This is a genomic window from Sphingomonas sp. GC_Shp_6 (genome assembly GCF_026540835.1).
In the GTDB taxonomy this organism is placed as follows: domain Bacteria; phylum Pseudomonadota; class Alphaproteobacteria; order Sphingomonadales; family Sphingomonadaceae; genus Sphingomonas.
Genome location: NZ_JALNUO010000003.1, coordinates 83,994 through 107,946, shown reverse-complemented (window position 1 = coordinate 107,946; position 23,953 = coordinate 83,994). Strand labels below are relative to the sequence as shown.

25 protein-coding genes are annotated in these 23,953 nt (G+C 68.8%); 8 read left to right on the top strand and 17 right to left on the bottom strand.

Going from position 1 to position 23,953, the window contains the following annotated elements:
- Nucleotides 1-51 precede the first annotated feature (51 nt).
- Nucleotides 52-1,404, top strand: coding sequence for a DNA recombination protein RmuC (gene rmuC / locus OXQ95_RS04885; RefSeq protein WP_267380274.1), 1,353 nt, complete (start codon nucleotides 52-54; stop codon nucleotides 1,402-1,404).
- A gap of 206 nt (nucleotides 1,405-1,610) precedes the next feature.
- Here rmuC and OXQ95_RS04880 read toward each other — a convergent pair whose 3' ends face one another.
- From OXQ95_RS04880 to OXQ95_RS04840, 9 genes are read right to left on the bottom strand one after another with little or no spacing between them, the layout of a single operon-like run.
- Nucleotides 1,611-2,411 (bottom strand): RNA methyltransferase, encoded by an 801-nt coding sequence (locus OXQ95_RS04880; protein WP_267380273.1) that lies wholly within the window; start codon nucleotides 2,409-2,411, stop codon nucleotides 1,611-1,613.
- A 6-nt stretch (nucleotides 2,412-2,417) separates the two neighbouring features.
- The gene (locus OXQ95_RS04875) at nucleotides 2,418-2,693 is read right to left on the bottom strand and encodes an HPr family phosphocarrier protein (protein ID WP_267380271.1); all 276 of its coding nucleotides are present in this window, start codon (nucleotides 2,691-2,693) and stop codon (nucleotides 2,418-2,420) included.
- Entirely contained in the window at nucleotides 2,690-3,097 is a 408-nt protein-coding gene (locus tag OXQ95_RS04870) for a PTS sugar transporter subunit IIA (protein ID WP_242095646.1), read from the bottom strand. The genes OXQ95_RS04875 and OXQ95_RS04870 overlap by 4 nt, the downstream gene beginning before the upstream one ends.
- A gap of 16 nt (nucleotides 3,098-3,113) precedes the next feature.
- Nucleotides 3,114-4,034, bottom strand: coding sequence for an RNase adapter RapZ (rapZ, locus tag OXQ95_RS04865; protein ID WP_267380268.1), 921 nt, complete (start codon nucleotides 4,032-4,034; stop codon nucleotides 3,114-3,116).
- The gene (locus OXQ95_RS04860; RefSeq protein ID WP_267380266.1) at nucleotides 4,031-4,465 is read right to left on the bottom strand and encodes an HPr kinase/phosphatase C-terminal domain-containing protein; all 435 of its coding nucleotides are present in this window, start codon (nucleotides 4,463-4,465) and stop codon (nucleotides 4,031-4,033) included. Before OXQ95_RS04860 ends, rapZ begins: the two co-directional genes overlap by 4 nt.
- 13 nt (nucleotides 4,466-4,478) lie before the next feature.
- Nucleotides 4,479-6,062 (bottom strand): stimulus-sensing domain-containing protein, encoded by a 1,584-nt coding sequence (locus OXQ95_RS04855; protein WP_267380264.1) that lies wholly within the window; start codon nucleotides 6,060-6,062, stop codon nucleotides 4,479-4,481.
- Nucleotides 6,031-6,738 carry a response regulator transcription factor gene (locus OXQ95_RS04850; RefSeq protein WP_242095650.1) on the bottom strand — a complete coding sequence of 236 codons (708 nt, stop codon included), beginning with the start codon at nucleotides 6,736-6,738 and terminating at the stop codon, nucleotides 6,031-6,033. The genes OXQ95_RS04855 and OXQ95_RS04850 overlap by 32 nt, the downstream gene beginning before the upstream one ends.
- A 33-nt stretch (nucleotides 6,739-6,771) precedes the next feature.
- The gene (locus OXQ95_RS04845) at nucleotides 6,772-7,254 is read right to left on the bottom strand and encodes an NfeD family protein (protein ID WP_242095651.1); all 483 of its coding nucleotides are present in this window, start codon (nucleotides 7,252-7,254) and stop codon (nucleotides 6,772-6,774) included.
- Complete coding sequence (locus OXQ95_RS04840; RefSeq protein WP_267380261.1) at nucleotides 7,251-8,231, bottom strand: SPFH domain-containing protein; 981 nt, start codon at nucleotides 8,229-8,231, stop codon at nucleotides 7,251-7,253. Before OXQ95_RS04840 ends, OXQ95_RS04845 begins: the two co-directional genes overlap by 4 nt.
- Nucleotides 8,232-8,512: 281 nt before the next feature.
- On the opposite strand from OXQ95_RS04840, the gene guaB reads away from it, so the two are divergent.
- From guaB to OXQ95_RS04825, 3 genes are all read left to right on the top strand, one after another.
- The gene (gene guaB / locus OXQ95_RS04835) at nucleotides 8,513-9,970 is read left to right on the top strand and encodes an IMP dehydrogenase (protein WP_242095653.1); all 1,458 of its coding nucleotides are present in this window, start codon (nucleotides 8,513-8,515) and stop codon (nucleotides 9,968-9,970) included.
- A gap of 117 nt (nucleotides 9,971-10,087) precedes the next feature.
- Entirely contained in the window at nucleotides 10,088-11,275 is a 1,188-nt protein-coding gene (locus OXQ95_RS04830) for an RsmB/NOP family class I SAM-dependent RNA methyltransferase (protein ID WP_267380259.1), read from the top strand.
- 31 nt (nucleotides 11,276-11,306) lie between these two features.
- Nucleotides 11,307-11,807 carry a hypothetical protein gene (locus OXQ95_RS04825; protein WP_242095655.1) on the top strand — a complete coding sequence of 167 codons (501 nt, stop codon included), beginning with the start codon at nucleotides 11,307-11,309 and terminating at the stop codon, nucleotides 11,805-11,807.
- Here the strand turns inward: OXQ95_RS04825 and rsmA are convergent.
- The 4 genes from rsmA to lptD all read right to left on the bottom strand — a co-directional run bounded on the left by rsmA (nucleotide 11,791) and on the right by lptD (nucleotide 17,359).
- On the bottom strand, nucleotides 11,791-12,633 hold the full coding sequence (gene rsmA, locus OXQ95_RS04820; RefSeq protein ID WP_242095656.1) for a 16S rRNA (adenine(1518)-N(6)/adenine(1519)-N(6))-dimethyltransferase RsmA: 843 nt from the start codon (nucleotides 12,631-12,633) through the stop codon (nucleotides 11,791-11,793). The two genes, OXQ95_RS04825 and rsmA, sit on opposite strands and share 17 nt — an antisense overlap.
- On the bottom strand, nucleotides 12,630-13,631 hold the full coding sequence (pdxA, locus tag OXQ95_RS04815) for a 4-hydroxythreonine-4-phosphate dehydrogenase PdxA (RefSeq protein ID WP_267380255.1): 1,002 nt from the start codon (nucleotides 13,629-13,631) through the stop codon (nucleotides 12,630-12,632). The genes rsmA and pdxA overlap by 4 nt, the downstream gene beginning before the upstream one ends.
- Before the next feature lie 13 nt (nucleotides 13,632-13,644).
- Nucleotides 13,645-15,006 carry a peptidylprolyl isomerase gene (locus OXQ95_RS04810; RefSeq protein ID WP_346731929.1) on the bottom strand — a complete coding sequence of 454 codons (1,362 nt, stop codon included), beginning with the start codon at nucleotides 15,004-15,006 and terminating at the stop codon, nucleotides 13,645-13,647.
- Nucleotides 15,007-15,106: 100 nt separating this feature from the next.
- Entirely contained in the window at nucleotides 15,107-17,359 is a 2,253-nt protein-coding gene (gene lptD / locus OXQ95_RS04805; protein ID WP_267380252.1) for an LPS assembly protein LptD, read from the bottom strand.
- A gap of 178 nt (nucleotides 17,360-17,537) precedes the next feature.
- On the opposite strand from lptD, the gene OXQ95_RS04800 reads away from it, so the two are divergent.
- The 3 genes from OXQ95_RS04800 to ndk all read left to right on the top strand — a co-directional run bounded on the left by OXQ95_RS04800 (nucleotide 17,538) and on the right by ndk (nucleotide 19,969).
- Complete coding sequence (locus OXQ95_RS04800; RefSeq protein ID WP_267380250.1) at nucleotides 17,538-19,016, top strand: leucyl aminopeptidase; 1,479 nt, start codon at nucleotides 17,538-17,540, stop codon at nucleotides 19,014-19,016.
- A complete protein-coding gene (locus OXQ95_RS04795; protein WP_267380248.1) occupies nucleotides 19,016-19,456 on the top strand; it encodes a DNA polymerase III subunit chi in 441 nt (146 codons plus the stop codon). The genes OXQ95_RS04800 and OXQ95_RS04795 overlap by 1 nt, the downstream gene beginning before the upstream one ends.
- Nucleotides 19,457-19,546: 90 nt before the next feature.
- Nucleotides 19,547-19,969: a nucleoside-diphosphate kinase gene (ndk, locus tag OXQ95_RS04790; RefSeq protein WP_242095921.1), complete on the top strand. Its 423-nt coding sequence runs from the start codon at nucleotides 19,547-19,549 to the stop codon at nucleotides 19,967-19,969.
- 42 nt (nucleotides 19,970-20,011) lie between these two features.
- On the opposite strand, the gene OXQ95_RS04785 is transcribed toward ndk, so the two are convergent.
- Genes OXQ95_RS04785 through purM form a run of 4 tightly spaced genes read right to left on the bottom strand, consistent with a single transcriptional unit; the run spans nucleotide 20,012 to nucleotide 22,647 of the window.
- Nucleotides 20,012-20,599 carry a hypothetical protein gene (locus OXQ95_RS04785; RefSeq protein WP_242095660.1) on the bottom strand — a complete coding sequence of 196 codons (588 nt, stop codon included), beginning with the start codon at nucleotides 20,597-20,599 and terminating at the stop codon, nucleotides 20,012-20,014.
- Nucleotides 20,596-20,973, bottom strand: a complete 378-nt coding sequence (locus tag OXQ95_RS04780; protein WP_267380245.1) for an MmcQ/YjbR family DNA-binding protein — start codon at nucleotides 20,971-20,973, stop codon at nucleotides 20,596-20,598. Before OXQ95_RS04780 ends, OXQ95_RS04785 begins: the two co-directional genes overlap by 4 nt.
- Nucleotides 20,970-21,548, bottom strand: coding sequence for a phosphoribosylglycinamide formyltransferase (gene purN / locus OXQ95_RS04775; protein ID WP_267380243.1), 579 nt, complete (start codon nucleotides 21,546-21,548; stop codon nucleotides 20,970-20,972). The genes OXQ95_RS04780 and purN overlap by 4 nt, the downstream gene beginning before the upstream one ends.
- The gene (gene purM / locus OXQ95_RS04770; RefSeq protein WP_267380242.1) at nucleotides 21,541-22,647 is read right to left on the bottom strand and encodes a phosphoribosylformylglycinamidine cyclo-ligase; all 1,107 of its coding nucleotides are present in this window, start codon (nucleotides 22,645-22,647) and stop codon (nucleotides 21,541-21,543) included. Before purM ends, purN begins: the two co-directional genes overlap by 8 nt.
- A 62-nt stretch (nucleotides 22,648-22,709) precedes the next feature.
- Between purM and OXQ95_RS04765 the strand changes: the two genes are divergently transcribed.
- Nucleotides 22,710-23,951 (top strand): heavy metal-associated domain-containing protein, encoded by a 1,242-nt coding sequence (locus OXQ95_RS04765; RefSeq protein WP_242095664.1) that lies wholly within the window; start codon nucleotides 22,710-22,712, stop codon nucleotides 23,949-23,951.
- Nucleotides 23,952-23,953 lie beyond the last annotated feature (2 nt).

Here is a 23,953-nt window from a genome sequence, read left to right as displayed (position 1 = left end):
CTGGCTTTTCCTCGTGCGTATCACCTTCGCCCACTTCGCCGGAGCCGGTCGGTGGAACTGATCCTCGTCGCGCTTCTCGCGCTTGCGATCGGCCTGCTCGCCGGCTGGCTGCTGGCCTCGCGCCGCGGCACCGCGCTCGCGAGCGAACTCGCCGTCGCACGCGCCCGGGCGGGCGATGCCGAACTGATGCGCACCGCCCGCGACGCCGTCGAGCGCGAACGCAACGCTGCCTTGCAGGAGCTGGCGAGCCTGCGCGCGCAGGGCGAGGCGCGCCACGCCGCGCACCAAGCCACGCTCGCCGAACTGAAGGAAGCGCGCGACGCCATGACCGCGCAGTTCGGCGCCGCCGCCGCCCGCGCGCTCGAAACCGCGCAGGCGCAGTTCCTCGAACGCGCCGAAGCCCGCTTCCGCCAGTCCGAAGAGGTGTCGGGCCAGAACCTCAAATCGATGCTCCAGCCGGTCAGCGACCGGCTTCAGCGCTACGAGGAGGCGGTCGGCAAGGTCGAGGCGGATCGCCGCGACGCGTTCGGCGATCTGAAGGGCCAGATCGAGCAGATGCGTATCGGCCAGGAGAAGGTGTCGAGCGAGGCCGCCAAGCTCGTCAACTCGCTGCGCAACGCCCCCAAGTCGCGCGGGCGCTGGGGCGAGCAGCAGTTGAAGAACGTGCTCGAGACCTGCGGCCTATCCGAACATACTGATTTCCAGACCGAGGTGAGCGTCGCGGTGGAGGACGGCCAGCGGCTGCGCCCCGACGCGATCGTCCGCGTGCCCGGCGGCCGCAGCCTGGTGATCGATGCCAAGGTGTCGCTCAACGCCTATCAGGACGCGTTCGGCGCAGTCGACGAGGAGGAGCGCGCACGCGGCCTGACCGCGCACGCCGCCTCGATGCGCGCACACGTCAACGGCCTCGGCAACAAGGCCTATTGGAACCAGTTCAAGGATGCGCCCGACTACGTCATCATGTTCGTGCCGGGCGAACATTTCCTCTCCGCCGCACTCGAACATGATCCCACCCTGTGGGATTTCGCCTTCGAAAAGCGCGTGCTGCTCGCCACCCCCACCAACCTGATCGCGATCGCGCGCACCGTCGATGCGGTATGGCGTCAGGAGAAGATGGCGAAACAGGCGCAGGATATCGGCGCGCTCGGCAAGGAGCTCTACGAGCGGCTGGCCAAGGCGGCGGGCGACCTGCGCAAGGTGGGCGGTGGCCTGACGAGCGCGGTCAACAATTACAACAGCTTCGTCAGCAGCTTCGAAAGCCGCACCCTGGTGACCGCGCGCAAGTTCCGCGACCTCAACATCGACACCGGCGCGCGCGAGATCGACGACGTCGCCCCGGTGGAGGCGCTGGCGCGCTATGGCGACGCACCGGCGCTGATCGCGGCGGGTGAGGGGGAGAGCTAGCGGGAGTGACCATGGACGGCGCCAGCGGGCAACGCGCCGATGGGGGCCCCATGTCGAATTGCAGTCCGATGACGTTACTTTGACCCGTTCGCCCTGAGCTTACCGAAGGGCCTATTCCGAATGCGACGGCGTGACTGCGAAAAGCCTGCTTCGACAAGCTCGGCACGAACGGATTCGTGCTCCGATCAAGCCAATGTCATCGCGCCCTAAACCAGATCCCGCGCCAGCACCTCATAGGCCATCACCGCCGTCGCGACGGCGGCGTTCAGGCTGTCGGCCTTGCCGTGCATGGGCAGCTTGACGAGCAGGTCGCAGGCGTCGGCATAGTCCGCCGGCATGCCCTGGGCCTCGTTGCCCGTCAGCAGAAAGGTGGGGGCGGCGTAACGCGCAGCGCGATAATCGGTGTTGGTCTGCAGGCTCAGCCCGACGAGCTGCCCCGCGCCACGGCGCAGCCACACGAGGAAGTCCTCCCAGCCACAGCGCACCACGGGCACGGTGAACAGTGCGCCCATGCTGGCGCGCACCGCTTCCACGCCGAACGGGTCGGCGCATTCGCCGATCAGGATCAGCGCGCCCGCGCCGACCGCATCGCCGGTGCGCAGGATCGTGCCGAGATTGCCCGGATCGCGCAGCCGCTCCGCCACCAGCCAGATCGCCGCGCGCGACCGGTCGAGATCGTCCAACGTACAGGCGAATTCGTCGAACACGCCGACCACCGCCTGTGGATTGTCCTTGCCCGAGAGCTGGGCGAGGATCGCGGGCGTCGTCTCGATCGCCTCGCCGTCGCTCGCCTCGACGGCCTTCACCAATTCCCACACCAGCGCATGGCCCGCGCTGGCGGCGGCATAGAACAGCACGCGCGGGACGCGCCCGGCCTCGCGCGCCTCGGTCAGGATGCGCAGCCCCTCGGCCAGGAACTGGCCCTGTTCGCGCCGGCCCTTCTTGTCGCGCAGCGCCCGCACGCGCTTGACGAGCGGGTTGGAATAGGCGGTGATCTCCCGCGGCATCGGCGCTCAATCCTCGCCGAACTTGGCTTCCACCAGATCGCACAGTGCGGTCACCGCGCCCTCGGCGCCATCGCCGTTCGCGCTGATCGTGATCGTGTCGCCCATCGCCGCGCCCAGCATCATCAGCCCCATGATCGACGTGCCGGTGACATGGCCCGAGCCGTCCTTCACGACGGTGATCTCGCAGGGCTGGGTGGCGGCAAGCGTGACGAACTTGGCGCTGGCGCGGGCGTGCAGGCCGCGGCGGTTGGTGATGCGGACCGCACGCGCGACGTCGCTCACGCCGCCGCCTCGCCCAGCACCTCGGAGGCGACGGAGATATATTTCCGCCCCGCCTCGCGCGCGGCGGCGACCGCATCGACCACCTTCATCGCCTTGCGCGCGGAGCCGAGCCGGATCAGCATCGGCAGGTTCATGCCCGCGATCACCTCGACCCGGCCGCGCTCCATCAGCGAAATGGCCAGATTGGACGGCGTCCCGCCGAACAGATCCGTCAGCACGATCACACCGCGGCCGATATCCACCGCCTCGATCGCGGCGGCGATATCCGCACGGCGGCTCTCCATATCGTCATCGGGGCCGATGGCGATCGTCGCGATCCGCTCCTGCGGGCCGACGACGTGCACCATCGCGGTCACGAATTCCTCGGCGAGCCGCCCATGGGTCACCAGCACCAGGCCGATCATCGCGAACGCATATCCCTCATCTTGGCTCGACCGGCGATCCTTCCAGCGAGTCCTGCGGCGCCGCCCCCAGGTCGCGATGCGCAACCGTGGGCGAAAATCCCGCGTCGTGCAACCGCCGCGCGACGCGGTCGGTCACATGGACCGAGCGGTGTCTCCCCCCGGTACAGCCGAACGCCACCGTCACATAGGATTTTCCCTCGGCGCGGTAGCGCGGGAGCAGCAGCAGCAGCAGCTCCTCGATCCGCCCGACCGCCGCCTCATAGGCGGGATCGGCCGCGACATAGGCGGCGACATCGGCGTCGAGCCCGGTGCCGGGTCGCAGCACGGGATCCCAATGCGGATTGCGCAGGAAGCGCATGTCGAACACCAGATCGGCGTTGCGCGGCACGCCGCGGGCGAAGCCGAACGACATGACCGACAGCGTCGGCGCGCCCCGTTCCTCGCCGGCGAAGGTGGCGCGGACCTGCTGCGCCAGTTCGTTGGCGGCCAGGCTGGTGGTGTCGATCAGCCGGTTGGCGAAATCGCGCAGCGGGCTCAGCAATTCGCGTTCGCGCGCGATCCCGTCGCTTGCCGGGCGATCGGGCGCGAGCGGATGGCGGCGGCGAGTCTCGGAATAGCGGCGCTCCAGCTCGCTGCCCGCGCAATCGAGGAACAGCGTGCCGACCTCCAGCCCATGGCGCTCGCGCAGGTTGCGGATGCGCTGCACGATCCGGGCGGGATCGAAATCGCGGGTGCGCGCGCCGATCCCCAGCGCCAGCGGCTGCGCGGCGTCGGCCGCGGTGGCGGGCAGAGGGGCGTCGAGCAGCCGGTCGAGCAATTCGAGCGGCAGATTGTCGACCACTTCCCAGCCGATATCCTCCAGCGTCTTCAGCACGGTGGATTTGCCCGCGCCCGACATGCCGGTGACGAGCAGGATGTCCTTGCGTTCGGCGATCATGTGGCGGGCTCCTGCAGCAGCGCACGCTCGACGAGGATCGGGGCGGAGGCGGGATGGGGGTCGATCGCGATCTGCCGCACGTCGATCCCCGCGATCCGCCGCACCCGCTGCTCGGGCATGCGCGGCACCGGAGTTTCGAGGCGGACGAGCAACGCCACGGGAACGTCGGAGGCATAGGGCTCGGCGACGATACCCAGGCCGCGGATTTCCAGTTTGCCCGCGATCGTCTCGGGCGGGCGCGCCACCAGCCGCGCGCCGCTCTGCAGCAGCAGCGTATAATCGTCGCTGACGAGCACCGCACCCCGATCGATCAGGCGCAGCGCGAGATCGGATTTCCCCGATCCCGACGGTCCTTCGATCAGCACGGCACGGCCATCGATCGCGACCGTCGAGACATGGAGCGTTTCGGAGGAGATGGCGGCCAAGGGCAAGCTCCGTTCGGGATCAGCGTGGGGCCGCGAGCGCCAGCCTGACGACGAAGCGGGCGCCACTCAGCCGATCCTCGCGCGATTCGACGGTGATCGAGCCCTGATGCCCGTCGACGATCGTGCGCGCAATGGCGAGGCCCAGGCCCGAATGCTGGCCGAACGCCTCGCTTTCGGGCCGGATCGACTGGAAGCGGCGGAAGATCGCCTCGCGCGCGTCTTCGGGAACGCCCGGCCCTTCGTCGTCGATCCGAACCACCAGCTCGCCGCGCTCGCGCGTGCCGAGGATCGCGACGACCGCACCGTCGGGCGAAAAGGACAGCGCGTTGTCGATCAGATTCTCGAACACGCGTTCGAGCCGCGCGCCTTCGCCCATCGTCACGAGCGGGACGTCGACGGGATGATCGAACAGCAGGCGGATGCCGCGCTCCACCCCGCGGGCATGGCGTTGCGCCACGAGCCCGGCGATCAGCGCGCCCAAATCCACCGGCTCGAACTTCGCGCGGCTGAGCTGCGCGTCGAGCCGCGACGCCTCCGAAATGTCGGTGATGAGCCGGTCCAGCCGGCGGACATCGTCGCGGACCACGGCGAACAATTGCTCCTGGAGCGCCGGATCCTTGACATGCGCCAGCCCCTCGACCGCGGAGCGGAGCGAGGCGAGCGGGTTCTTCATCTCGTGCGTGACGTCGGCGGCGAAGGCTTCGGTCGCATCGATCCGCGCCCGCAGCGCCAGGCTCATGTCCGACAGCGCCCGCGCAAGCATGCCGAGTTCGTCGCGGCGGGAGGGCAGGCGCGGCACCACCACCTCGCGCGCGCGCCCCAGCCGCACGCGGACCGCGGCGCGTGCCAGCCGGCGGAGCGGACGGACGATCGTGCGCGCGAGGAACAGCGACAAGAGGATCGAGAGCACGGTCACCACCGCGAGCACGAGGCTGAGGCGGAAGCGTTCGATCCGCACGGTTTCGGTGATGTCGCGCGCGTTCACCGCCGTCATCACCACGCCGCCCTGCGGCAGCGGCGCGGCGGCGGTGATGACGGGGGTGCGATCGGGCGCGCGCCACACCGTCGCCGCCACGCTGCCGCGCTGCCGCGCCGTTCGCACGTCGGGCCAGTCCAGCCCGCCCGCGCGCTCGCGGTAGAGGGGTGGGCGCGGGGCGATGACGATCGTGTCGATCGCCGCATCGAGAAAGCGCGCGGCGACCTGGTTCCAGTGCTGACGGTCCGGATCGCGCAGCACGAAGTTGCGGATGCCGAGCAGGCGGCTGTCCGCCACGACGTTGCCGGCCGGATCGAACAGCCGGATCCGCGTGCCCGTATCGCGCGCCAGCCGCAGGATCAGCGCGTCGCGCTCGTCGCGATCGACCGAGGCGATCGCCTCGCCGATCAGCCGCGCCTCGCGCGCGCTCTGTTCGAGCCGGCTGTCCACGATCCGGCTGCGGTAGGAATCGAGATAGAAGAACCCGCCCGCCAGCAGCAGCAGTGCCAGGATGTTGACCGCGAGGATGCGCCGGGTGAGCGAGATCTGCCCCGACCAGCGCAGCGTGAGGTCGGCCGCCTCGCTCAGCGGGTCGTCACTCTTCGGAGAATCGGTATCCCGCGCCATAGAGTGTCTCGATAGCGTCGAATTCGCCGTCGATCTGCCGGAACTTGCGGCGCAGGCGCTTGATGTGGCTGTCGATGGTGCGATCGTCGACATAGATGTCGTCCTGATACGCCGCGTCCATCAACTGGTTGCGCGTCTTGACGATGCCCGGCCGCTGCGCGAGCGTCTCGAGGATCATGAATTCGGTGACCGTCAACGTGACCGGCACATCGCCCCAGGTGGTGCGGTGCCGGGCCGGGTCCATCGTGAGTCGGCCACGGATGAGCGGACCGGCGGGCTCGCCGCCGCCCTCCGCGCCGTCCGCCTGCACGGGCTCCGCGCGGCGCAGGATGGCGCGGATCCGTGCGATCAGCAGGCGCTGCGAAAACGGCTTGGCGATATAATCGTCCGCGCCCATCGCGAGCCCCAGTGCCTCGTCCAGCTCGTCGTCCTTGCTGGTGAGGAAGATCACGGGCACGCGGCTCTTCTCGCGAAAGCGGCGTAGCAGTTCCAGCCCGTCCATCCGCGGCATCTTCACGTCGAAGATGGCGAGATCGGGCGGGTTGTCGATCAATGCCTTCAGCGCCGTCTCGCCGTCCGAATAGACGCGCGTCAGGAACCCCTCGGTCTGGAGCGCGATCGATACCGAGGTGAGGATGTTGCGATCGTCGTCGACGAGCGCGATCGAGGCCGTCATGGATGCGCCTTGCTCGGGACCGGTGCGCCGCGACTAGGGCAAAGCGGGCGGCGCTTCAACCATCTCGGGCAGCAACTCGACCAGCAGCGTGCCACCATCGATGCCCACGACCCGCACCCGCGCGCCCGTCGCCGCGGCCGCGCCGCGCGCCGGCCACGATCCGTCGCCGACCCGCACGCGCCCGCCATCCGCGGCGATCGCGCGCTCCACGCTCACCACCTGCCCGATCAACCGCGCCGCGCGATCGTTCAGCAGCGGATCGGACGCATCGACCGGGTAATCGCGATACCAGCGTTTGCCGATCAGCACCGCCACCGCGCTCCACACCGCGAACGAGGCGATCTGCGCGGCGATGGGCAGGGCAGGGAGCGCCAGCAGCGCCAACCCCGTGATCGCCGCGGCGATGGCGAGAAACACGAGGAACACGCCCGGTATCGCCAGCTCGGCGATGCCGAGCAGGATGGCGGCGGTCAGCCAGACGCCCGCCGCGCCGATCGCCACGCCCCAGAGCGTCATTGGTTCTGCTCGAACGGCCCCCGGCGAATGGCGGGTGCCGACGGAGCAGGGGCGGGGGCGGGCGGCGTCACCTTCAGCGCGTCGCGCGCCAGCTCGCCGATGCCGCCCAGCGTGCCCATCAATTGCGTTGCCTCGACGGGGAAGAGGATCGTCTTGGCATTGGGGCTGGTGGCGAACTTGCCGATCGCCTCGACATATTTCTGCGCGATGAAATAGTTGATCGCCTGGGTGTTGCCGCCCTCGATCGCGTCGGAAACGGCACGCGTGGCGCTCGCCTCGGCTTCCGCCGCGCGCTCGCGCGCCTCGGCATCGCGGAAGGCGGATTCCTTGCGGCCCTCCGCCTCCAGGATACGTGCCTGTTTCTGGCCCTCGGCGCGCAGGATCTCGGAGGCGCGCGTGCCCTCGGCGTCGAGGATGTTGGCGCGCTTCTCGCGCTCCGCTTTCATCTGCCGGCCCATCGCGTTCACGATGTCCGCGGGCGGGCGGATATCCTTGATCTCGACGCGGGTGATCTTCACGCCCCAGGGCGTCGTCGCGTGGTCGACCACGTTCAGCAGCCGAGCGTTGATCTCGTCGCGTTTCGAGAGCGTCTCGTCGAGGTCCATCGAGCCCATCACCGTGCGCAGATTGGTCGTGGTGAGCTGGAGCAGCGCGAGATACAGGTCCGACACCTCGTATGCGGCCTTGGCGGCGTCAAGCACTTGGAAGAACACGACGCCGTCGGTCGAGATCATCGCATTGTCCTTGGTGATGATCTCCTGCCCCGGAATGTCGATCACCTGCTCCATCATGTTCACCCGCCGCCCCACGCGGTAGAAAAAGGCGGGATAGAAATTGAAGCCGGGGCGCGCGACCGTGGTGAAGCGGCCGAAATGCTCGATGGTATATTGATAGCCCTGATTGACGATCTTGATGCTGGTCATCAGGTAGAACAGCACCAGCACGACCAAGGCGGCCATGAAGATCAGGAACGTCATCGCGCACTCCCCCGTGATTGTCGCGCCGATATAGCAGGTGGCGAAAGCGAGGGCCAACGGCGGTTGGGCTTGTTTAAGCGCACCGTTCCCGGCGAAGGCCGGGGCCCGGTTGGGTAGACCATGCGATGGGCGCCTCCCCCCGCCAATGAGTGGCTTCCCACCTGGGCCCCGGCCTTAGGCGGGGAACACGAGCAGGAACGGCCTCCCGCCACTAGCCGCGGCCGGCCACACTGGTTACATGGCCCGCCACTTGCTCCCCCCACGCGAGAGAATCGGCACCCATGGACATTCGGCTCGGCCTCACCTTCGACGACGTCCTGCTGGTGCCCGCGGAAAGCGAGGTGTTGCCGAGCCAGGCGGACACGCGGACCATGCTGACGCGCGGGATCGCGCTCAACATCCCCGTGCTGTCGTCGGCGATGGATACGGTGACCGAAGCCGACATGGCGATCGTCATGGCGCAGCTGGGCGGTATCGGCGTGTTGCACCGCAATCTCGAAGTTCCCGAACAGGTCGATGCGGTGCGCGCGGTGAAGCGGTTCGAAAGCGGCATGGTGGTCAACCCGATCACCATCCTGCCGACCGCGACTTTGGCCGATGCGCAGGCGCTGATGGCGCGTCACCGGATCAGCGGCATTCCCGTGGTGGAAGCGGGGGGGCGCCTCGTCGGCATCCTGACCAACCGCGACGTGCGCTTCGCCGAAAACCCGAAGCAGCCGGTCAGCGAGCTGATGACTCACGACAATCTCGTCACGGTCGGCGTGGGCGTCGGGCAGGACGAGGCCAAGCGCTTGCTCCACCAGCGCCGGATCGAAAAGCTGCTGGTGGTGGACGATGCCTATCGCTGCGTCGGGCTCGTCACCGTGAAGGACATGGAAAAGGCGGTCACCTATCCCGACGCCACCAAGGATGCCGCGGGTCGGCTGCGCGTGGCCGCCGCGACGACGGTGGGCGACAAGGGCTTTGCGCGCACCGAGGCATTGGTCGATGCCGAATGCGACCTGATCGTGATCGACACCGCGCACGGCCATAACCGCGACGTCGCGCGCGCGGTGGAGCGCGTGAAGAAGCTGTCCAACTCGGTTCAGGTCGTCGCCGGCAACGTCGCCACCGCCGAGGCGACGCGCGCGCTGATCGGCGCGGGGGCCGACGGGATCAAGGTGGGGATCGGGCCGGGCTCGATCTGCACCACGCGCGTGGTGGCGGGCGTGGGCGTGCCGCAGCTCACCGCGGTGATGGATTGTGCCGAGGCCGGGCAGAAGGCGGGCGTTCCGGTGATCGCCGATGGCGGCCTTCGCACCTCGGGCGATCTCGCCAAGGCGCTGGCGGCGGGCGCATCGACCTGCATGGTCGGCTCGCTGCTGGCCGGCACCGAGGAAGCGCCGGGCGAGACGTTCCTCTATCAGGGCCGCGCGTACAAATCCTATCGCGGCATGGGCTCCGTCGGCGCGATGGGCCGGGGCTCGGCCGACCGTTATTTCCAGGGCGACATCAAGGATCAGATGAAGCTGGTGCCGGAGGGGATCGAAGGCCAGGTGGCGTTCAAGGGCCCGGCGCGCGACGTGATCCACCAGCTCGTCGGCGGGATCAAGGCGGCGATGGGCTATACTGGATCGCAAACGATCGCCGCGCTCCAGGAACGCGCGCAGTTCGTGCGGATTACCGGCGCCGGGCTGAAGGAAAGCCATGTCCACGACGTGACGATCACGCGCGAGGCGCCGAACTATCCGACGCGCTAGGCCTGCCGCCTTACGGCTGTCCTATGCCGGCCCGATGTGCGAGGAAGCGCCGATGATCGAGCCGAACCAGACACCGCGCCAGCACCTCCACTTCCTCCACTTCGCCCGCGCGCGCGCATGACTCCCGGCGCACGGGCGCAGGCCGCGATCGACCTGCTCGAAGACATCGTCGCGGCCGCGCGCGAGGGCGGCGCGGCCGCGGACACGCTGATCGCGCGCTATTTCGCGACGCGACGCTATGCCGGGTCGAAGGATCGCAGGGCGGTGCGCGAACTCGTCTATGCCGCCGTCCGCCATGCCGGCGAACGGCCGGCGAGCGGCCGTGCCGCTTTGGTCGCGCTCGCTGATCGCGATCCCGGTCTTGCCGCCGCCTTCGACGGCGCGCCGCATTGCCCCGCGCCGATCGCCGCGGAGGAACCGCGCGCCAAGGCCGGCGTCGCGCCGCTCTGGTTGCTGAAGGCGCTGACCGCATCGGGGCTGCCGCGCGACGCGATGCCCGCGCTAGTCGATCGCGCACCGCTCGACATCCGCGTCAACCGGCTCGTCACCACGCGCGAGGCCGTGATGGCCGGACTGGCCGACGCGGTGGCCACGCCGCACGCGCCCGACGGGCTGCGGCTGTCGTCGGGCACCAATGTCGAGGCGCTGCCGCTGTTCGCCGAGGGCGCGATCGAGGTGCAGGACGAGGGCAGCCAGATCGTGACCGCGGCGCTGGATGCCAAGCCCGGTGAGCGCGTCGTCGATCTCTGTGCCGGCGCGGGCGGCAAGACGCTGGCGCTCGCCGCGGCGATGGCGAACCGGGGCAAGCTGCTCGCCTGCGACGTCGACCGCAACCGCCTGCAACGGCTCGCGCCGCGCGCCGAGCGGGCGCAGGCGACCATCGTCGAAACGCGGCTGCTGAACCCGCAGCGCGAACGCGAGGCGCTGACGGACTGGCAGGCGCGGGCGGACGGCGTGCTGATCGATGCGCCCTGTTCCGGCACGGGCACCTGGCGACGCAACCCCGAGGCGCGCTGGCGGCTCTCGCCCGATCGTATCGCGCGGTTGCGCGATACGCAGCGGCACATCCTCGGCGTGGGTGCCACGCTCGTGAAGCCGGACGGCGCGCTCGTCTATATCGTCTGTTCGCTGCTGGATGCCGAGGGGGCGGGGCAGGTGGCGATGTTCCTCGACGGCCATCCCGGCTGGCGTGCGGAGCCGCTGGCACTCGGCGCGGGGCGCGCTCATGGGCCGGGCATCCGGCTCGACCCCGCGCGCGACGGCACGGACGGTTTTTTCGTCGCGCGGCTGCGGGCACCATGCTAGCGGTTATGCCGTGTTTCGAGCGGAGCCGATCATGCGTTATTCGTCCGTAGCCCTGGCCGCCGCGCTCGCCGCGGTGTGTATGGGAACCTCGCTCAGCGGGCAGAAGCCGGACGACCGGGTCGATCCGCGTTCGATGGCCTTGCTGGCGCAGGGCCGTGCTGCGCGGGCTGCGGGCAATCTCGACGGCGCGACGGACCTGCTGGAAACCGCCGCCGTGGTCGATCCGCGCAACCGGGGCGCCTTTGTGACGCTCGCCGAGGTGGCGCAGGCGCGTGGCCTGCCTGGCAAGGCTATCCGCCTCTATCGCGAGGCGCTGCTGCTCGAACCCAACGACGTGGCCGCGCTGCAAGGGCAGGGCGATGCGCTGGTCGCCAAGGGCGCGATCATTCGCGCCCAGGCGAACCTCGCGCGCATCCGGACGCTCTGCAAGACGGGCTGTGCCCCCGCCACCGAATTGGCCGCGACGATCGCCAAGGGTCCGCCGGTGACGACCGCGCAGATCGACAAGCCGGCGGTCAAGTCGGCCGAATAGCGCGCGCCAGGTCGACGAAGTCGGCGACGCTCAGCGTCTCGGCGCGGCGGGTGGCGTCGATCCCGATCCGCTCCAGCGCGTCGAGCGCACCGGGAACGCTCTTCAGGCTCTGCCGCAGCATCTTGCGGCGCTGTCCGAACGCTGCCCCGGTGATCCGCTCCAGCATCGGAAACGCGACGCCCGCCGGGGCCTCGCCCGGCACGATGTGCACCACCGCCGACATCACCTTGGGCGGCGGGGTGAACGCCGAACGGTGGACGGGCATCGCGATCCGGGCGGTCGACCGCCACTGCGCCAGCACGGCGAGGCGGCCATAGGCGTCGCTGCCCGGCGCCGCCACGATCCGCTCGGCGACCTCTTTCTGGAACATCAGCGTGCAGGAGGCCCACCACGGCGCCCAGGCCGCGGACAGCCAGCCGACGAGCAGCGCGGTGCCGACATTGTAGGGAAGATTGGAGACGATGTGCGGCTTTCCCGCGAACAGCGACGGCGCATCGACCTTCAGCGCATCTTCCTCGATCACGCGCAACCGGCCCGGGAAATGCGCGCCCAGCTCGGCCAGCGCCGGAATGCAGCGGCGATCGCGTTCGATCGCGGTGACGCGCGCGCCCGCACCGAGCAGCGCGCGCGTCAGGCCACCGGGACCGGGGCCCACCTCCAGCACTTCGGCATCGGCGAGATCGCCCGGCACCGCAGCGATGCGCGCCAGCAACTGCCCGTCGAACAGAAAATTCTGCCCCAGTGCCTTGCTGGCGGTGAGGCCATGGCGCGCGATCACCTCGCGCAGCGGCGGCAGCGCGCTTGCCGACGGCACCGGATCGCTCACCCTGCCTGCGCGTCCCGTGACCGGCGTTCGGCCGCTTCACCCGCCATTGCGATCGCCGCGATCATCGCACCCGGTTCGGCCTGATCTCGACCCGCGATCCCGAACGCCGTGCCATGATCGGGCGAAGTGCGCACGATCGGCAGCCCGAGCGTCATGTTGACGCCCTCGTCGAAATGCAGCGTCTTGATCGGGATCAGCGCCTGGTCGTGATAGCAGCACAGCGCCACATCATAGCCTGCCCGTGCTCGCGGATGGAACATCGTGTCGGCCGCGAACGGCCCCGTCGCGTCGATCCCCTCGTCGCGCAGCATGGCGATGGCGGGTTCGAGGATATCGATCTCCTCGCGGCCGATCGCGCCGCCCTCGCCCGCGTGCGGATTGAAGCCGGCAAAGGCGAGCCGCGGGGCATCGATCCCGAAATTGCGCGTGAGCCCCCGCGCGGTCGCACGCGCCTTGGCGACGATCAATTCGATATCCAGCAGCGCCGACACCTCGGCGAGCGGCACATGCGTCGTGATCGGCACGACGCGCAGGCTCGGCCCTGCCAGCATCATCACCGCATTCTCGCGCGCAATGCCGCAGCGCTCCGCGACGAATTCGGTCTGGCCGGGATGCGTAAAGCCGATTGCGTAGAGTTGGGCCTTGGACACAGGGCCCGTGACCAGCGCCTGCGCGGCGCCCGACTTCACGAGCCCCGCCGCCATCTCGAGCGAATGAAGCGCGCAGCGGGCGCCCTCCGCATCGGGAACGCCGGGCACGATGTCGCCCGCATCCTCGATCGTCAGCACGGGGAGCGCCTGATCGAACACCGTGGAAACCTCGGCCAGATCGGTGATCGGCCGCACCGGACCCGCCCAGACCCGCGTGATCGCGCGAACGTCGCCCACCGCGACGAACGGCGGCAACCGATGCGCGTGCCGCGCCGCCCAGGCCTTGGCGATGATCTCGGGGCCGATCCCGGCGGGATCGCCCATCGATACGGCGAGCGGCAAGGTCACCTTCGGTCGGTCCTCAGCGATATTCGATCACCGCGTCACGCCGCAGATCGCGGAGTTTCTGTTGCGCGCGCAGGTTCACGCGCGCCTCCTGAAGCTGGTCCTGCACCTGGTCGGCGCGGGGCAGGGTGCCGCTCTTGGGATCATCGCGACCGCACAGCACCAGCGCGCGGACGCCTTCCTCGGGCGAGCCGAAGGGCGGCGTCGACTGACCGATCTGCATCTTCAGCAGGATTTCCTGAAGCTGCGGCGGAAGGTCGCGGATCCGGACCGTGTCATTGTCGACCACTTCGGCGCCGATCGAGGCGGCGACCTTTTCCACCGTGCCGCAGCCGGCGATCGCCTGCGTCGCCTTGGCGAACACTCCCGCTCGGGCGGTCGCATCGGCCTGGCTGGTGTGCGGCGGGAAGCGGATCGTGAGCTGCTTCAGGTTCAGCCGTGCATCGCGCGGATCGGCGGTGAGCACCTGGCGCTTGTCGGTCAGATACAGGATCGAATAGCCACCGGGGATCTCGATCGGCCCCGCGACCTGCCCGACCTGCATCTGCGTCACGGCGTCGGCAAGAGGCCCAGGCAGCGCGGCCACGCGCACCCAGCCCAGATCGCCGCCGACGCCGCGCGTCGAGGCTTCCGAATATTGGCGGGCGAACGCATCGAACGGCTGCTGCCCCTTGCGGATCTCCTGAATGAGCTGACGCGCATTCGCATAGACCTGCTGCCCCGTGGCGGGCGTCGCGCTCAGGTAGATTTCCTTGACGTTATACTCTTCGGTGCCCTTGGCAGCCTCCAGCCGGGCGAGGATCGACTTGACCTCCTCGTCACCCACATTGACGAACGGCTCCACCTTCCGACGCAGATAGCGTTGCCATGCCAGCTCGCCCTCGATCTGCCGCTTCAGCGACCGTTCGGAGGATCCCGACTGGCGGAGAAACGCCCGCATCTCGGCGGGCGTGTGGCCGAAGCGTTTGGCCACCGCGTTGTAGCTCTGGGTGATCTCGTCCTGCGTGATCGTGATATCGCTCGACTTGGCTTCCTGGATCTGGAGCGTCTCGTCGATGATCTGGCGCAGCACCTGAAGCTTCAGCCGCTCGCGATCCTCGGGCGACAGCGTCTGGCCGCCATTGGCCGCCGCGATCAGGCCGACCCGCTGGTCGACATCGGTGCCGGTGATGACGGAATCGTTCACCACCGCTGTGGGCTTGCGGACGTTGGGATCGAGCTTGCCGAAAATCTGGAGGTTGGCCGGGATGTCGAGGCCGGTCGACGGCACGCTGGCGTCGGGGACGGTCTGCGCGAGGGCACCCCCGGCAACGACCGCCAACATTGCGCTGCCGAGCGCCACGCGGCGGACGGCCGTCGATCGAAAGAAATTCTTCACGGTCGTTTCATATCCCATCATAGCCCCGCCGTGTCGCCAGCCCGGCCCATCGCGGTTGAAGCACCAGATCGCGGCTGCCGCATCATGCCTGAACCGCGGCTTAGCGACCGAGGCTGGTGAAGGCCAGCGTCAACAGATAGCTGTTGCCGGCCTTGGCATCGCCGGTCGCCTGATAGTCGCGCCGCCACGTAAAGCCGAGCCGCAGACAATCATCCTCATATTGCACGCCCGCGCGGGTCCGCACCGGCTCGAAACCATCGGCGAGCGAGGTGGGATCTTCCTTGCGGTCGGTCAGATCGATCACGGTGGATCCGAACGCAGACCAGAAGCGCGAGATCTGCACGCGACCGGCGACACGCGCCTCCTCGCTGTTCAAGAGATCCTCGGTAACCGGCACGATGTTGCGGTTGAGCCGCAGATAACCCAGCAGCAGATAGGTCGCCCGGCTGCCGATTGTCGCGTCGACTTCGTTGCGCCGGACGGCGAGATCGTCCTTGTCCAGCCGGTAACGATGGACCAGCGATACGAAGTCGCGAAACCGCACTTCGGTGCGCCCGACGATATCGGAGAGCCGATCCGACAGCCCGGTTCCGGGATAGAGGATCGTCGGCCGGTCATCGAGGCGGTAGCTTTGCCCCACCTGCGCGTCGATGCTCAGACCCGGCAGATCGGCCGCCCATTCGACGCCATAGGTGGCGCGGCTCGAATCCTCGAACCGATCATAGCCGGGAAAGCGGTTGAGCGCGAACAGGTTGGTATCGTCCAGGTCGATCGATCGCGAATCCTCGTTCGGCACCTCGTAATTCGCGATGTGCGGCGAGGCGACGATCTGAAAGCGCGGCGTGAACCGCTGCGTGCCGCTCAGGAAGGTGCCGACGAACGGCCATTTCACGTCCACCGCCAGCGCGCCGATCGCGCGGCCGTGGAAACCCTCCAGCCCGCGATAGCCGACGATGTCGGTCGCCAGCGTGTCGCTCGTGTTGTACACGTCTCCGCGCGCAAAGGCGGTGAAGGTCACTTCCTGGCCCCAGCGGGTGATCTTGCGCAGATCCCATTCGAGACTGGCAAAGGCGCGCTGCGTATCCTGGCCGCCGGTGCGGGTCAGCGCGAGCGTGTTGAGCTGGAGTTCGAAACGGCCACCCAGCAGCGGGTCGGCGATCCGGCGGCGATAATCGATCTCGGGCAGGGCGATCGGCTGCTGCCCCTGCGAGTCGCCCACGCGGAGAGTCTGCACGAACCAGCCGTCGATCGCAAAATAGCTGTCGTCGTCGATCCGCTGGATGCTGGCGGTGCTGCGCAGCCGGTCATCGCGCGAGATGTCGTACCGGCGCAGGAAGGTGCGGTCGGACGCCAGGCGGATGGAGGAACTGATGCTCCAATAGGGCGATAGCTGATAGCGGGCGATGCCGTCGATATAGCCGCGCACCGCCTGCGACGTATCGGTGGGGTTCTGCGTGTCCAGGTCGTCGCTGCGGCGACTCGAGGTGAGATAGCCGGTGAGATGGAACGCGCCCGTCGGATCGAGCTCCTGATAATCCATCTGAAGCATCGGCGCGACCGCGCTGAAGATGCGCGGCGTGATCGTGAGCCCGCGGTCCGTCCCCATGCGCCAATAATAGGGTATCGCCACCTGAAGCCCGTTGACGCGCATCAGCCGGATATCGGGGCTGAGCAGCCCGCTGCCGGCCGTGCCGGCGACCGGTGCGGAGAAGTTGGGCAGCGGGAGCGGCGGCAGACCGAACAGGTTCATGCGCGGGCCGCCGAAATACACGCGGCCCCGATCGGGGCGGTAGGTCACGCGAACCGCGGTGATCTTCCACGTCGGCGATTTCGGACAGCCCGAGGCGTTGGTCACCGCGCAGGGGGTATAGGCCGCCTGCTGCAGATCGAGCGTGCCGTCGGCCTGCCGCGTACCGCGCTCCGCTGCGATCCGGCCGCCCTGTTCGAGCACGACGAGCATGTTGTCGACCACGCCGTCCTTCAGCGAATCGGTCAGGTCGATCGAGTCGCCATAGGCGATGTCACCCTGGGGGTTGGTGACCGCGACATTGCCGGTGGCGAGCACCTTGCCGGTCTTGCGGTTCCAGACGACCTTGTCCGCGCGCAGCCTTTGTCCCGCGCGAAACATGCGGACGTCGCCCGTGGCAGTGACGATGTCCGCCTTGCTGTCATATTCCAGGCCGCCGGCCGAGAACTGGACCTGATCCTCGCCGTTCGCCGCGGGTGGCGGCGGAGCGGCGTCCGACGGGGGCGGTGGCTGGACCGTGCGGTTCTGGAGATCCTGGGCGGCCAGCGGCGATGCCGCCAGCGCAAGGGGCAAGGCACAACCGGCCAACAGGGCAAGACGCAACACGATGTTCGTAACCACCCCATCCAACCGGTGCGCATCGGGCCCCGAACCGCGATGCTGCCCCTACCGCCTATCGCACCGCCGACGCCGCTGCAATCGCCGCTCGGAAGCATCGCCGCTTTGCCAGCGCCACCGCATCGGCCTAAGAGGTAGGCTATATAGAATTTGTTCGAGGATTTTCATGAAGATCGACTTCGCGCCCTCCGTTTCCGCCGATGCGGCGATCCTCGTACTGCCCGTCGCCAAGGATGGGCTGGGCGCGGTGAACTGGAGCAGCGGCGGCGCGAACGTCTCGACGATCGCGACCGCCGCGGCCACGGCCGCGCGCTTTGCCGGCGAAGTGGGCGGCGTGGTCGATGCGTTCGTCGCCGATGGTGAACGTGTCCGCCACATCATGCTTCTCGGCACCGGCGCCGGCACCGAGGCCGATTTCGAAAAGGCGGGCGGGGCGCTGACGGCACGGCTGCTCACGTCCGGCGCGACCGAGGCGAGCGTCGATCTCTCCGCGCTGGCAGCCGCTCCCGCGCCGAGCGCCGCGGCCCGTCTGGCCGCCGCGATCGTCCAGCGTGCCTGGCGTTACGACGTCTATCGCACCAAGCTCGCCGAGCGTTCCAAGCCGACGCTCGCACGGGTGACGATCGTGGGAGCCCCGACGGGCACGGATGCGGTATGGCCCGAAGCGGACGCCGCGACGCAGGGAATGGACCTCACCCGCTGGCTCGTCGCGACGCCGCCCAACATCCTCTATCCCGAAAGCTTCGTGGAGAAGGTCCGCGCCGAGGTGGAAGGGCTGGGTCTCGACATCACCGTGCTCGACGAAGCCGATATGACGGCCCACGGCATGGGCGCGCTGCTCGGCGTCAGCCAGGGATCGCGCCGCGACGCGCGCATCCTCGCGCTGAAGTGGAACGGCGCTGGGGAGGGCGCACCGACGCTCGCGTTGGTGGGCAAAGGCGTGACGTTCGACACCGGCGGCATCTCGATCAAGCCTGCCGCGGGCATGGAAGACATGAAGTGGGACATGGGCGGTGCGGGCGCCGTGGCGGGCGCGATGAAGGCGCTGGCGCTGCGCGGCGCCAAGGCCAATGTCGTGGGCGTCATGGGTCTCGTGGAGAACATGCCCGACGGCAACGCCCAGCGCCCGGGCGACGTGGTCACGTCGATGTCGGGCCAGACGATCGAGGTCATCAACACCGATGCCGAGGGCCGGCTGGTGCTGTGCGACTGCATCACCTGGGTGCAGAAGACGTTCGCGCCGACCACGATCGTCGATCTCGCCACGCTGACCGGCGCGATGATCGTCGCGTTGGGCAGCGAGCATGGCGGCCTGTTCGCCAATGACGATGCGCTCGCCGACACGCTGCTGGCGGCCGGAAAGGCGACCGGCGACCTGTTGTGGCGTTTCCCGCTCGCGCCCGCTTACGACAAGCTGATCGACAGCCCGATCGCCGACATGAAGAATGTGGGGCCGCGCGGCGCGGGTTCGATCACCGCGGCGCAGTTCATCCAGCGTTTCGTGGACGAGGGCGTGAAATGGGCGCATCTCGATATCGCCGGCATGGTGTGGGCGGACAAGGCCGGCAGCACGTACGACAAGGGCGCGACCGGTTACGGCGTCAGGCTGCTCGACCGGTTCGTGGCGGAGCATTTCGAGGGCTGATGCAGGTCGATTTCTACCACCTGACCGGAACGCCGATCGACCGGATCCTGCCGCCGATCGCGGAAAAGGTGCTGGGAAGCGGCGGCCGGTTGGTGGTGGTCGCCGACGATGCGGAGCGCCGTGCCGCGTTAGACCGCCTGCTCTGGGCCTATGCGCCCGACAGTTTCCTGCCGCATGCCCAGGCGGGTGCGGCCGATGATGCGGCGCAGCCGGTGTTGATCGCGGGTGACGCGGTCGGGACCAACCATGCCCGCAACATCGCGCTGGTCGATGGCGTCTGGCGCGACGCCGCGCTGGATTTCGACCGCGTGTTCCACATGTTCGACGACGATGCGATCCGCGAGGCGCGGCTTGCCTGGAAGGCACTGGCGGATCGCGACGGCGTGGAGCGGCGCTATTGGAAGCAGAACGAGGCCGGGCGCTGGGAACAGGCGGCCTGAGGCAGGGGCTTCGGCTTGCATCGCCGAAGGCGCACGACTAGGGAACCGCGACTTTTCCGCCACCGTCCAACTTGGGAGCCCGTGACCATCATGGCCGCGAACCGTACCTTTTCGATCATCAAGCCCGATGCCACCCGCCGCAACCTGACTGGCGCTGTCACCAAGATGCTGGAAGATGCCGGCCTGCGCATCGTCGCATCGAAGCGTATCCAGATGACCCGCGAACAGGCCGAGGGGTTTTACGACGTTCACCGCGAACGCCCCTTCTTCAACGATCTGGTCGAATTCATGATCTCCGGCCCGGTCGTCGTTCAGGTGCTCGAGGGCGAGAACGCCATGCAGCGCAACCGCGACATCATGGGCGCGACCAACCCGGCGAACGCCGAGCCCGGCACGATCCGCAAGGAGCTGGCGGAATCGATCGAGGCGAACACCGTCCACGGTTCGGACTCGGACGAGAATGCCGAGATCGAGATCGCCTATTTCTTCCAGCCGAGCGAAATCGTCGGCTGACTCCGGCGGGCGGCGGCGTCCTCCGGAGCGCCGCCGCCCATTCTACTGGTGCGCCGGCTTCCAGAGCGCATCCACACGGGCGACGCTGCCGCCGCGTTCGCGCAGACGAAAGCCGATGATCCGTGCGACCCGGCCGCGCAGCAGGCGCGCATCGGTGCGCCACACGATATCGTAAATCCCGCTCGTGGTGCGCGTCGCGTCGCCGTCGAGAAAGCGCGCGGTGACCAACACGGGAAGACGCCCCTGATGCGCGTCGCCCACCGCTTCGGTCAGCGGCCCGGAAAACATGTCGACTCCGATCGCGTTGTCCGCCGGCGTCTGTGCGGACAGGCCGAGCGACGTGGGGAAGGCGATGGTCAGATCCGTCACGTCATGCGCGGGATCGGCCAGCACCAGCCGCCGACCGCCGTCGCTCACCGTGCCGCGAAACTGGACGCGCCCGTGCGCCTGCGTGGCGGACGCGACCGCCTCGGTGTGCTCCGCTTCCTGCGCGCGCCGCTCCTGCCAGCTATTCCATAGCGTCAACGCTGCGATGACGACGCCGGCCAGCGCGACGATCTCCGCCAGCGTCACCCAGCGCCGCCGCGTGGCCGCCGCCTCGCGGCGTTCGTTCGGGGTTTCGCCGCTCATCGTCCGCCAGCCTCCAGCAAACGGCGCGGCGCGGCCAGTTCCCAGCTGATCGCGATCCGATCGCCCACCCGGTCCCAATCCACATCGGCCCGATCGAGCCGCATCGCGACCCATCCCGACGGCCCGAGATAGGGCGGGCTGTAATAGCAGGCGGGATCCGCTTCGATCAGCATCGCCTGCTCGTCGGCGCCGCTCGTCTTGACGATCACGACCGTCTCGCCGTCGCCATGATGGTCGTGCCAGAAATAGGCGAAGAACTTGCCGTCTTCGATGTGGAAGCCGGGTGCGCCGTGCGAGACACGCTCGGCGGCCTCCGGCATGGCGAGGCAGAGGGCGCGCACCCTGGCCAGTGGGATCTCGGGATCGGGACTCATCGTGCGACGAACTCCGCAAGCGTTGCCGGATAGAGGCGGTGTTCGGCGGCGAGCACGCGCTCGGCAAGCCGGTCGGCATCGTCGCCCGGCAGGATCGGCACCTCCGCTTGGCCGAGCACCGCGCCGCCATCGAGTTCCTCGGTGACGATATGCACCGAACAGCCCGCTACCGCATCGCCCGCGGCGATCGCGCGCGCATGCGTATCGAGCCCCTTGTAGCGGGGCAGCAGCGACGGATGGATGTTCACGATCCGGCCCCGCCACTTCGCGACGAAGCCGTCCGACAAGAGACGCATATAGCCGGCCAACGCGATCGTACCCACCTCCGCCGCGCGGAGCGCCGCGTCGAGCGCCGCCTCATAGGCGGGCTTGCCAAGCCCCTTGGGCGAGAGCGCGAAGATGGCGATGCCGCGCGCACGCGCCCAGGCCAGACCCGGTGCGTCGGGCTTGTCGGAGGCGACGAGGGAGACCTTGTAGGCGGCATCCGGCGCGTCCGCTGCCTCGACCAGCGCCGTCATGTTCGATCCACGGCCGGAGATCAGGATGGCGACCGAGCGGGCGTCCGCCTCAGCCATGATGCGTCGCGCTCCAGTCTTCGCGCGCGCTCCACGTGTCGGTCGATCCGCGGACGGTGCAGCCGCGCTGCCCCGCCTCGACCCGGCCGATGGTGACCACCGTTTCGCCAGCGGCTTCCAGCGCGGCGGTGACGGGTGCGGCCTCGTCCGGCGCGACGACGGCGACCATGCCGACCCCGCAGTTGAACGTGCGCGCCATCTCGCCCGGTTCGATCGCGCCCTGCGCCTGAAGGAACGCCATCAGCCGCGTCTGCGTCCAGCCATCGGCATCGACCATCGCATGCACGCCCTGGGGCAGCACGCGCGGGATGTTTTCGAGCAAGCCGCCACCGGTGATGTGCGCCAGCCCCTTGATCCGCTTCTCGGCCAGCAGCGGCAACAGGCTCTTCACATAGATTCGCGTCGGTGCCATCAGCAAGTCGATCAGCAACCGATCCTGGTCGAACAAGGCGGGGCGATCGAGCTTCCAGCCGCGATCGGCTGCCAGACGGCGCACCAGCGAAAAGCCGTTCGAGTGCACGCCGGTCGAGGCGAGCCCCAGCAACACGTCCCCGGCTGCGATGCCGCGGCCGTCGAGCACGCGGTCCCGCTCCACCGCGCCGACGCAGAAGCCCGCCAGATCGTAATCGCCCGCGGCATACATGCCGGGCATCTCGGCGGTTTCGCCGCCGATCAGCGCGCACCCAGCCTGTTTGCAGCCTTGGGTGATCGAAGCCACTACCTGCTCGGCGACGGCGGCATCGAGCTTCCCGGTGGCGTAATAGTCGAGGAAGAACAACGGCTCGGCACCCTGCACGATCAGGTCGTTCGCGCACATCGCGACGAGATCGATGCCGACGCCGGCGTGCCGGTCCCACTCGATCGCGAGCTTCAGCTTGGTGCCGACACCGTCGTTCGCCGCCACCAGCAGCGGATCGACAAAGCCCGCCGCCTTCAGGTCGAACAGGCCGCCGAAGCCGCCCAGTTCCGCATCGGCGCCGGCACGGCGGGTGGACTTGGCGAGCGGCGCAATCGCCCGGACCAGCGCGTTGCCGGCGGCGATCGAAACCCCCGCATCGGCATAGGTATAGGATGCGGCGGAGGGCGTGGGATCGGTCATGCCCCATGCTGCTAGACATATCGCGCTTGGATTTCCACGCCTGCTTCGCCAAAAGGCATCGGATGCGCGCCCGACCGACCCTAAAGCCGTTCGCGGCCGCAACGCTGCTGCTGCTCGCGGGCGGTGCGGTCGCCCAGATCGACGGCACGCGCGGGGTGGCCCCGGTGGACAGCGGCGGCGCCTACGAGGTGAGCGGCGTCGCGGTGGATGTCGCGGCCAAGACCGCCGATGCCGCGCGGCTGGGCGGCTGGCGCCTCGCACAGCGCAGGGCCTGGGTGCAGCTTTCCAATCGGCTCGGCGGGGGCGGGGGGTTGATCTCGGATGGCGCACTCGATTCGATCGTGTCGGGCATCGTGGTCGAGAACGAGCAGATCGGGCCGCAGCGTTACATCGCGAAGCTCGGCGTGTTGTTCGATCGCACGCGCGCCGCGTCGATCCTCGGCATCTCGACCTACGCCACGCGCTCGCCGCCGATGCTCGTCATCCCCGTCATCTGGTCGGCGGGCGTGGGCACCGTCTTCGAACAGCGCAACCCCTGGCAAGAGGCTTGGGCCCGGTTCCGCACCGGCAACAGCACGATCGACTATGTCCGCCCATCCGGCACCGGACCCGATTCGCTGCTGCTGAACACCGGGCAGATCGGCCGGCCCGGCCGCGGCTGGTGGCGCACCATCATCGACCAATATGGCGCGACCGACGTCCTGATCCCGGTCGTGCGGCTATACCGGCAATGGCCCGGCGGCCCGGTCATCGGGGTGTTCCAGGCGCGCTACGGCCCGGACAACCGGCTGATCGGCGGCTTCACCCTGCGCGTCGGCAGCGCGGACGGGGTGGCGCAACTGCTCGACACGGGCGTGAAGCGGCTCGACGATCTGTATCAGCAGGCGCTGCGCAGCGGTGCGCTCCGCCCCGACGTCAGCCTCCTCCCGCTGCGGACGGAGCCGGATCCCGCCACGATCGCGGCAGCCGAAGACAGCGTCGGCGCGCTGATCGACGGCACCACACCCGCCGGCCCCGGGATCGCGGTCGTGGTACAGTTCGATACGCCCAATGCGGGCACGGTCTCCGCAACCGAAGCCGCGTTGCGTGGCTTGCCGGGGGTGCGATCGGCCACCACCACCAGCCTTGCGCTTGGCGGCGTGTCGTTGCTGCGCATCGTCTATGACGGCGATCCCGCCGCGCTGAAGGCCGCGATCGAGGGCCGTGGCTATCAGGTCTTCGGCGAGGGGCAGACCCTGCGCATCCGCCGCGCGCCGCAATTGCTGCCGCCGGACCTCCCGACGGACGACGCGACCACGCGATGAGC

What these genes read in the sequence shown, in the direction of transcription:
- OXQ95_RS04880 (WP_267380273.1), bottom strand. Translation starts at nt 2,411, where the DNA reads ATGCCGCGGGAGATCACCGCCTATTCCAACCCGCTCGTCAAGCGCGTG.
- OXQ95_RS04870 (WP_242095646.1), bottom strand. Translation starts at nt 3,097, where the DNA reads ATGATCGGCCTGGTGCTGGTGACCCATGGGCGGCTCGCCGAGGAATTC.
- rapZ (WP_267380268.1), bottom strand. Translation starts at nt 4,034, where the DNA reads ATGATCGCCGAACGCAAGGACATCCTGCTCGTCACCGGCATGTCGGGC.
- OXQ95_RS04855 (WP_267380264.1), bottom strand. Translation starts at nt 6,062, where the DNA reads ATGGCGCGGGATACCGATTCTCCGAAGAGTGACGACCCGCTGAGCGAG.
- OXQ95_RS04850 (WP_242095650.1), bottom strand. Translation starts at nt 6,738, where the DNA reads ATGACGGCCTCGATCGCGCTCGTCGACGACGATCGCAACATCCTCACC.
- OXQ95_RS04845 (WP_242095651.1), bottom strand. Translation starts at nt 7,254, where the DNA reads ATGACGCTCTGGGGCGTGGCGATCGGCGCGGCGGGCGTCTGGCTGACC.
- OXQ95_RS04840 (WP_267380261.1), bottom strand. Translation starts at nt 8,231, where the DNA reads ATGACGTTCCTGATCTTCATGGCCGCCTTGGTCGTGCTGGTGCTGTTC.
- guaB (WP_242095653.1), top strand. Translation starts at nt 8,513, where the DNA reads ATGGACATTCGGCTCGGCCTCACCTTCGACGACGTCCTGCTGGTGCCC.
- OXQ95_RS04830 (WP_267380259.1), top strand. Translation starts at nt 10,088, where the DNA reads ATGACTCCCGGCGCACGGGCGCAGGCCGCGATCGACCTGCTCGAAGAC.
- OXQ95_RS04825 (WP_242095655.1), top strand. Translation starts at nt 11,307, where the DNA reads ATGCGTTATTCGTCCGTAGCCCTGGCCGCCGCGCTCGCCGCGGTGTGT.
- OXQ95_RS04800 (WP_267380250.1), top strand. Translation starts at nt 17,538, where the DNA reads ATGAAGATCGACTTCGCGCCCTCCGTTTCCGCCGATGCGGCGATCCTC.
- OXQ95_RS04795 (WP_267380248.1), top strand. Translation starts at nt 19,016, where the DNA reads ATGCAGGTCGATTTCTACCACCTGACCGGAACGCCGATCGACCGGATC.
- ndk (WP_242095921.1), top strand. Translation starts at nt 19,547, where the DNA reads ATGGCCGCGAACCGTACCTTTTCGATCATCAAGCCCGATGCCACCCGC.
- OXQ95_RS04785 (WP_242095660.1), bottom strand. Translation starts at nt 20,599, where the DNA reads ATGAGCGGCGAAACCCCGAACGAACGCCGCGAGGCGGCGGCCACGCGG.
- OXQ95_RS04780 (WP_267380245.1), bottom strand. Translation starts at nt 20,973, where the DNA reads ATGAGTCCCGATCCCGAGATCCCACTGGCCAGGGTGCGCGCCCTCTGC.
- purN (WP_267380243.1), bottom strand. Translation starts at nt 21,548, where the DNA reads ATGGCTGAGGCGGACGCCCGCTCGGTCGCCATCCTGATCTCCGGCCGT.
- purM (WP_267380242.1), bottom strand. Translation starts at nt 22,647, where the DNA reads ATGACCGATCCCACGCCCTCCGCCGCATCCTATACCTATGCCGATGCG.
- OXQ95_RS04765 (WP_242095664.1), top strand. Translation starts at nt 22,710, where the DNA reads ATGCGCGCCCGACCGACCCTAAAGCCGTTCGCGGCCGCAACGCTGCTG.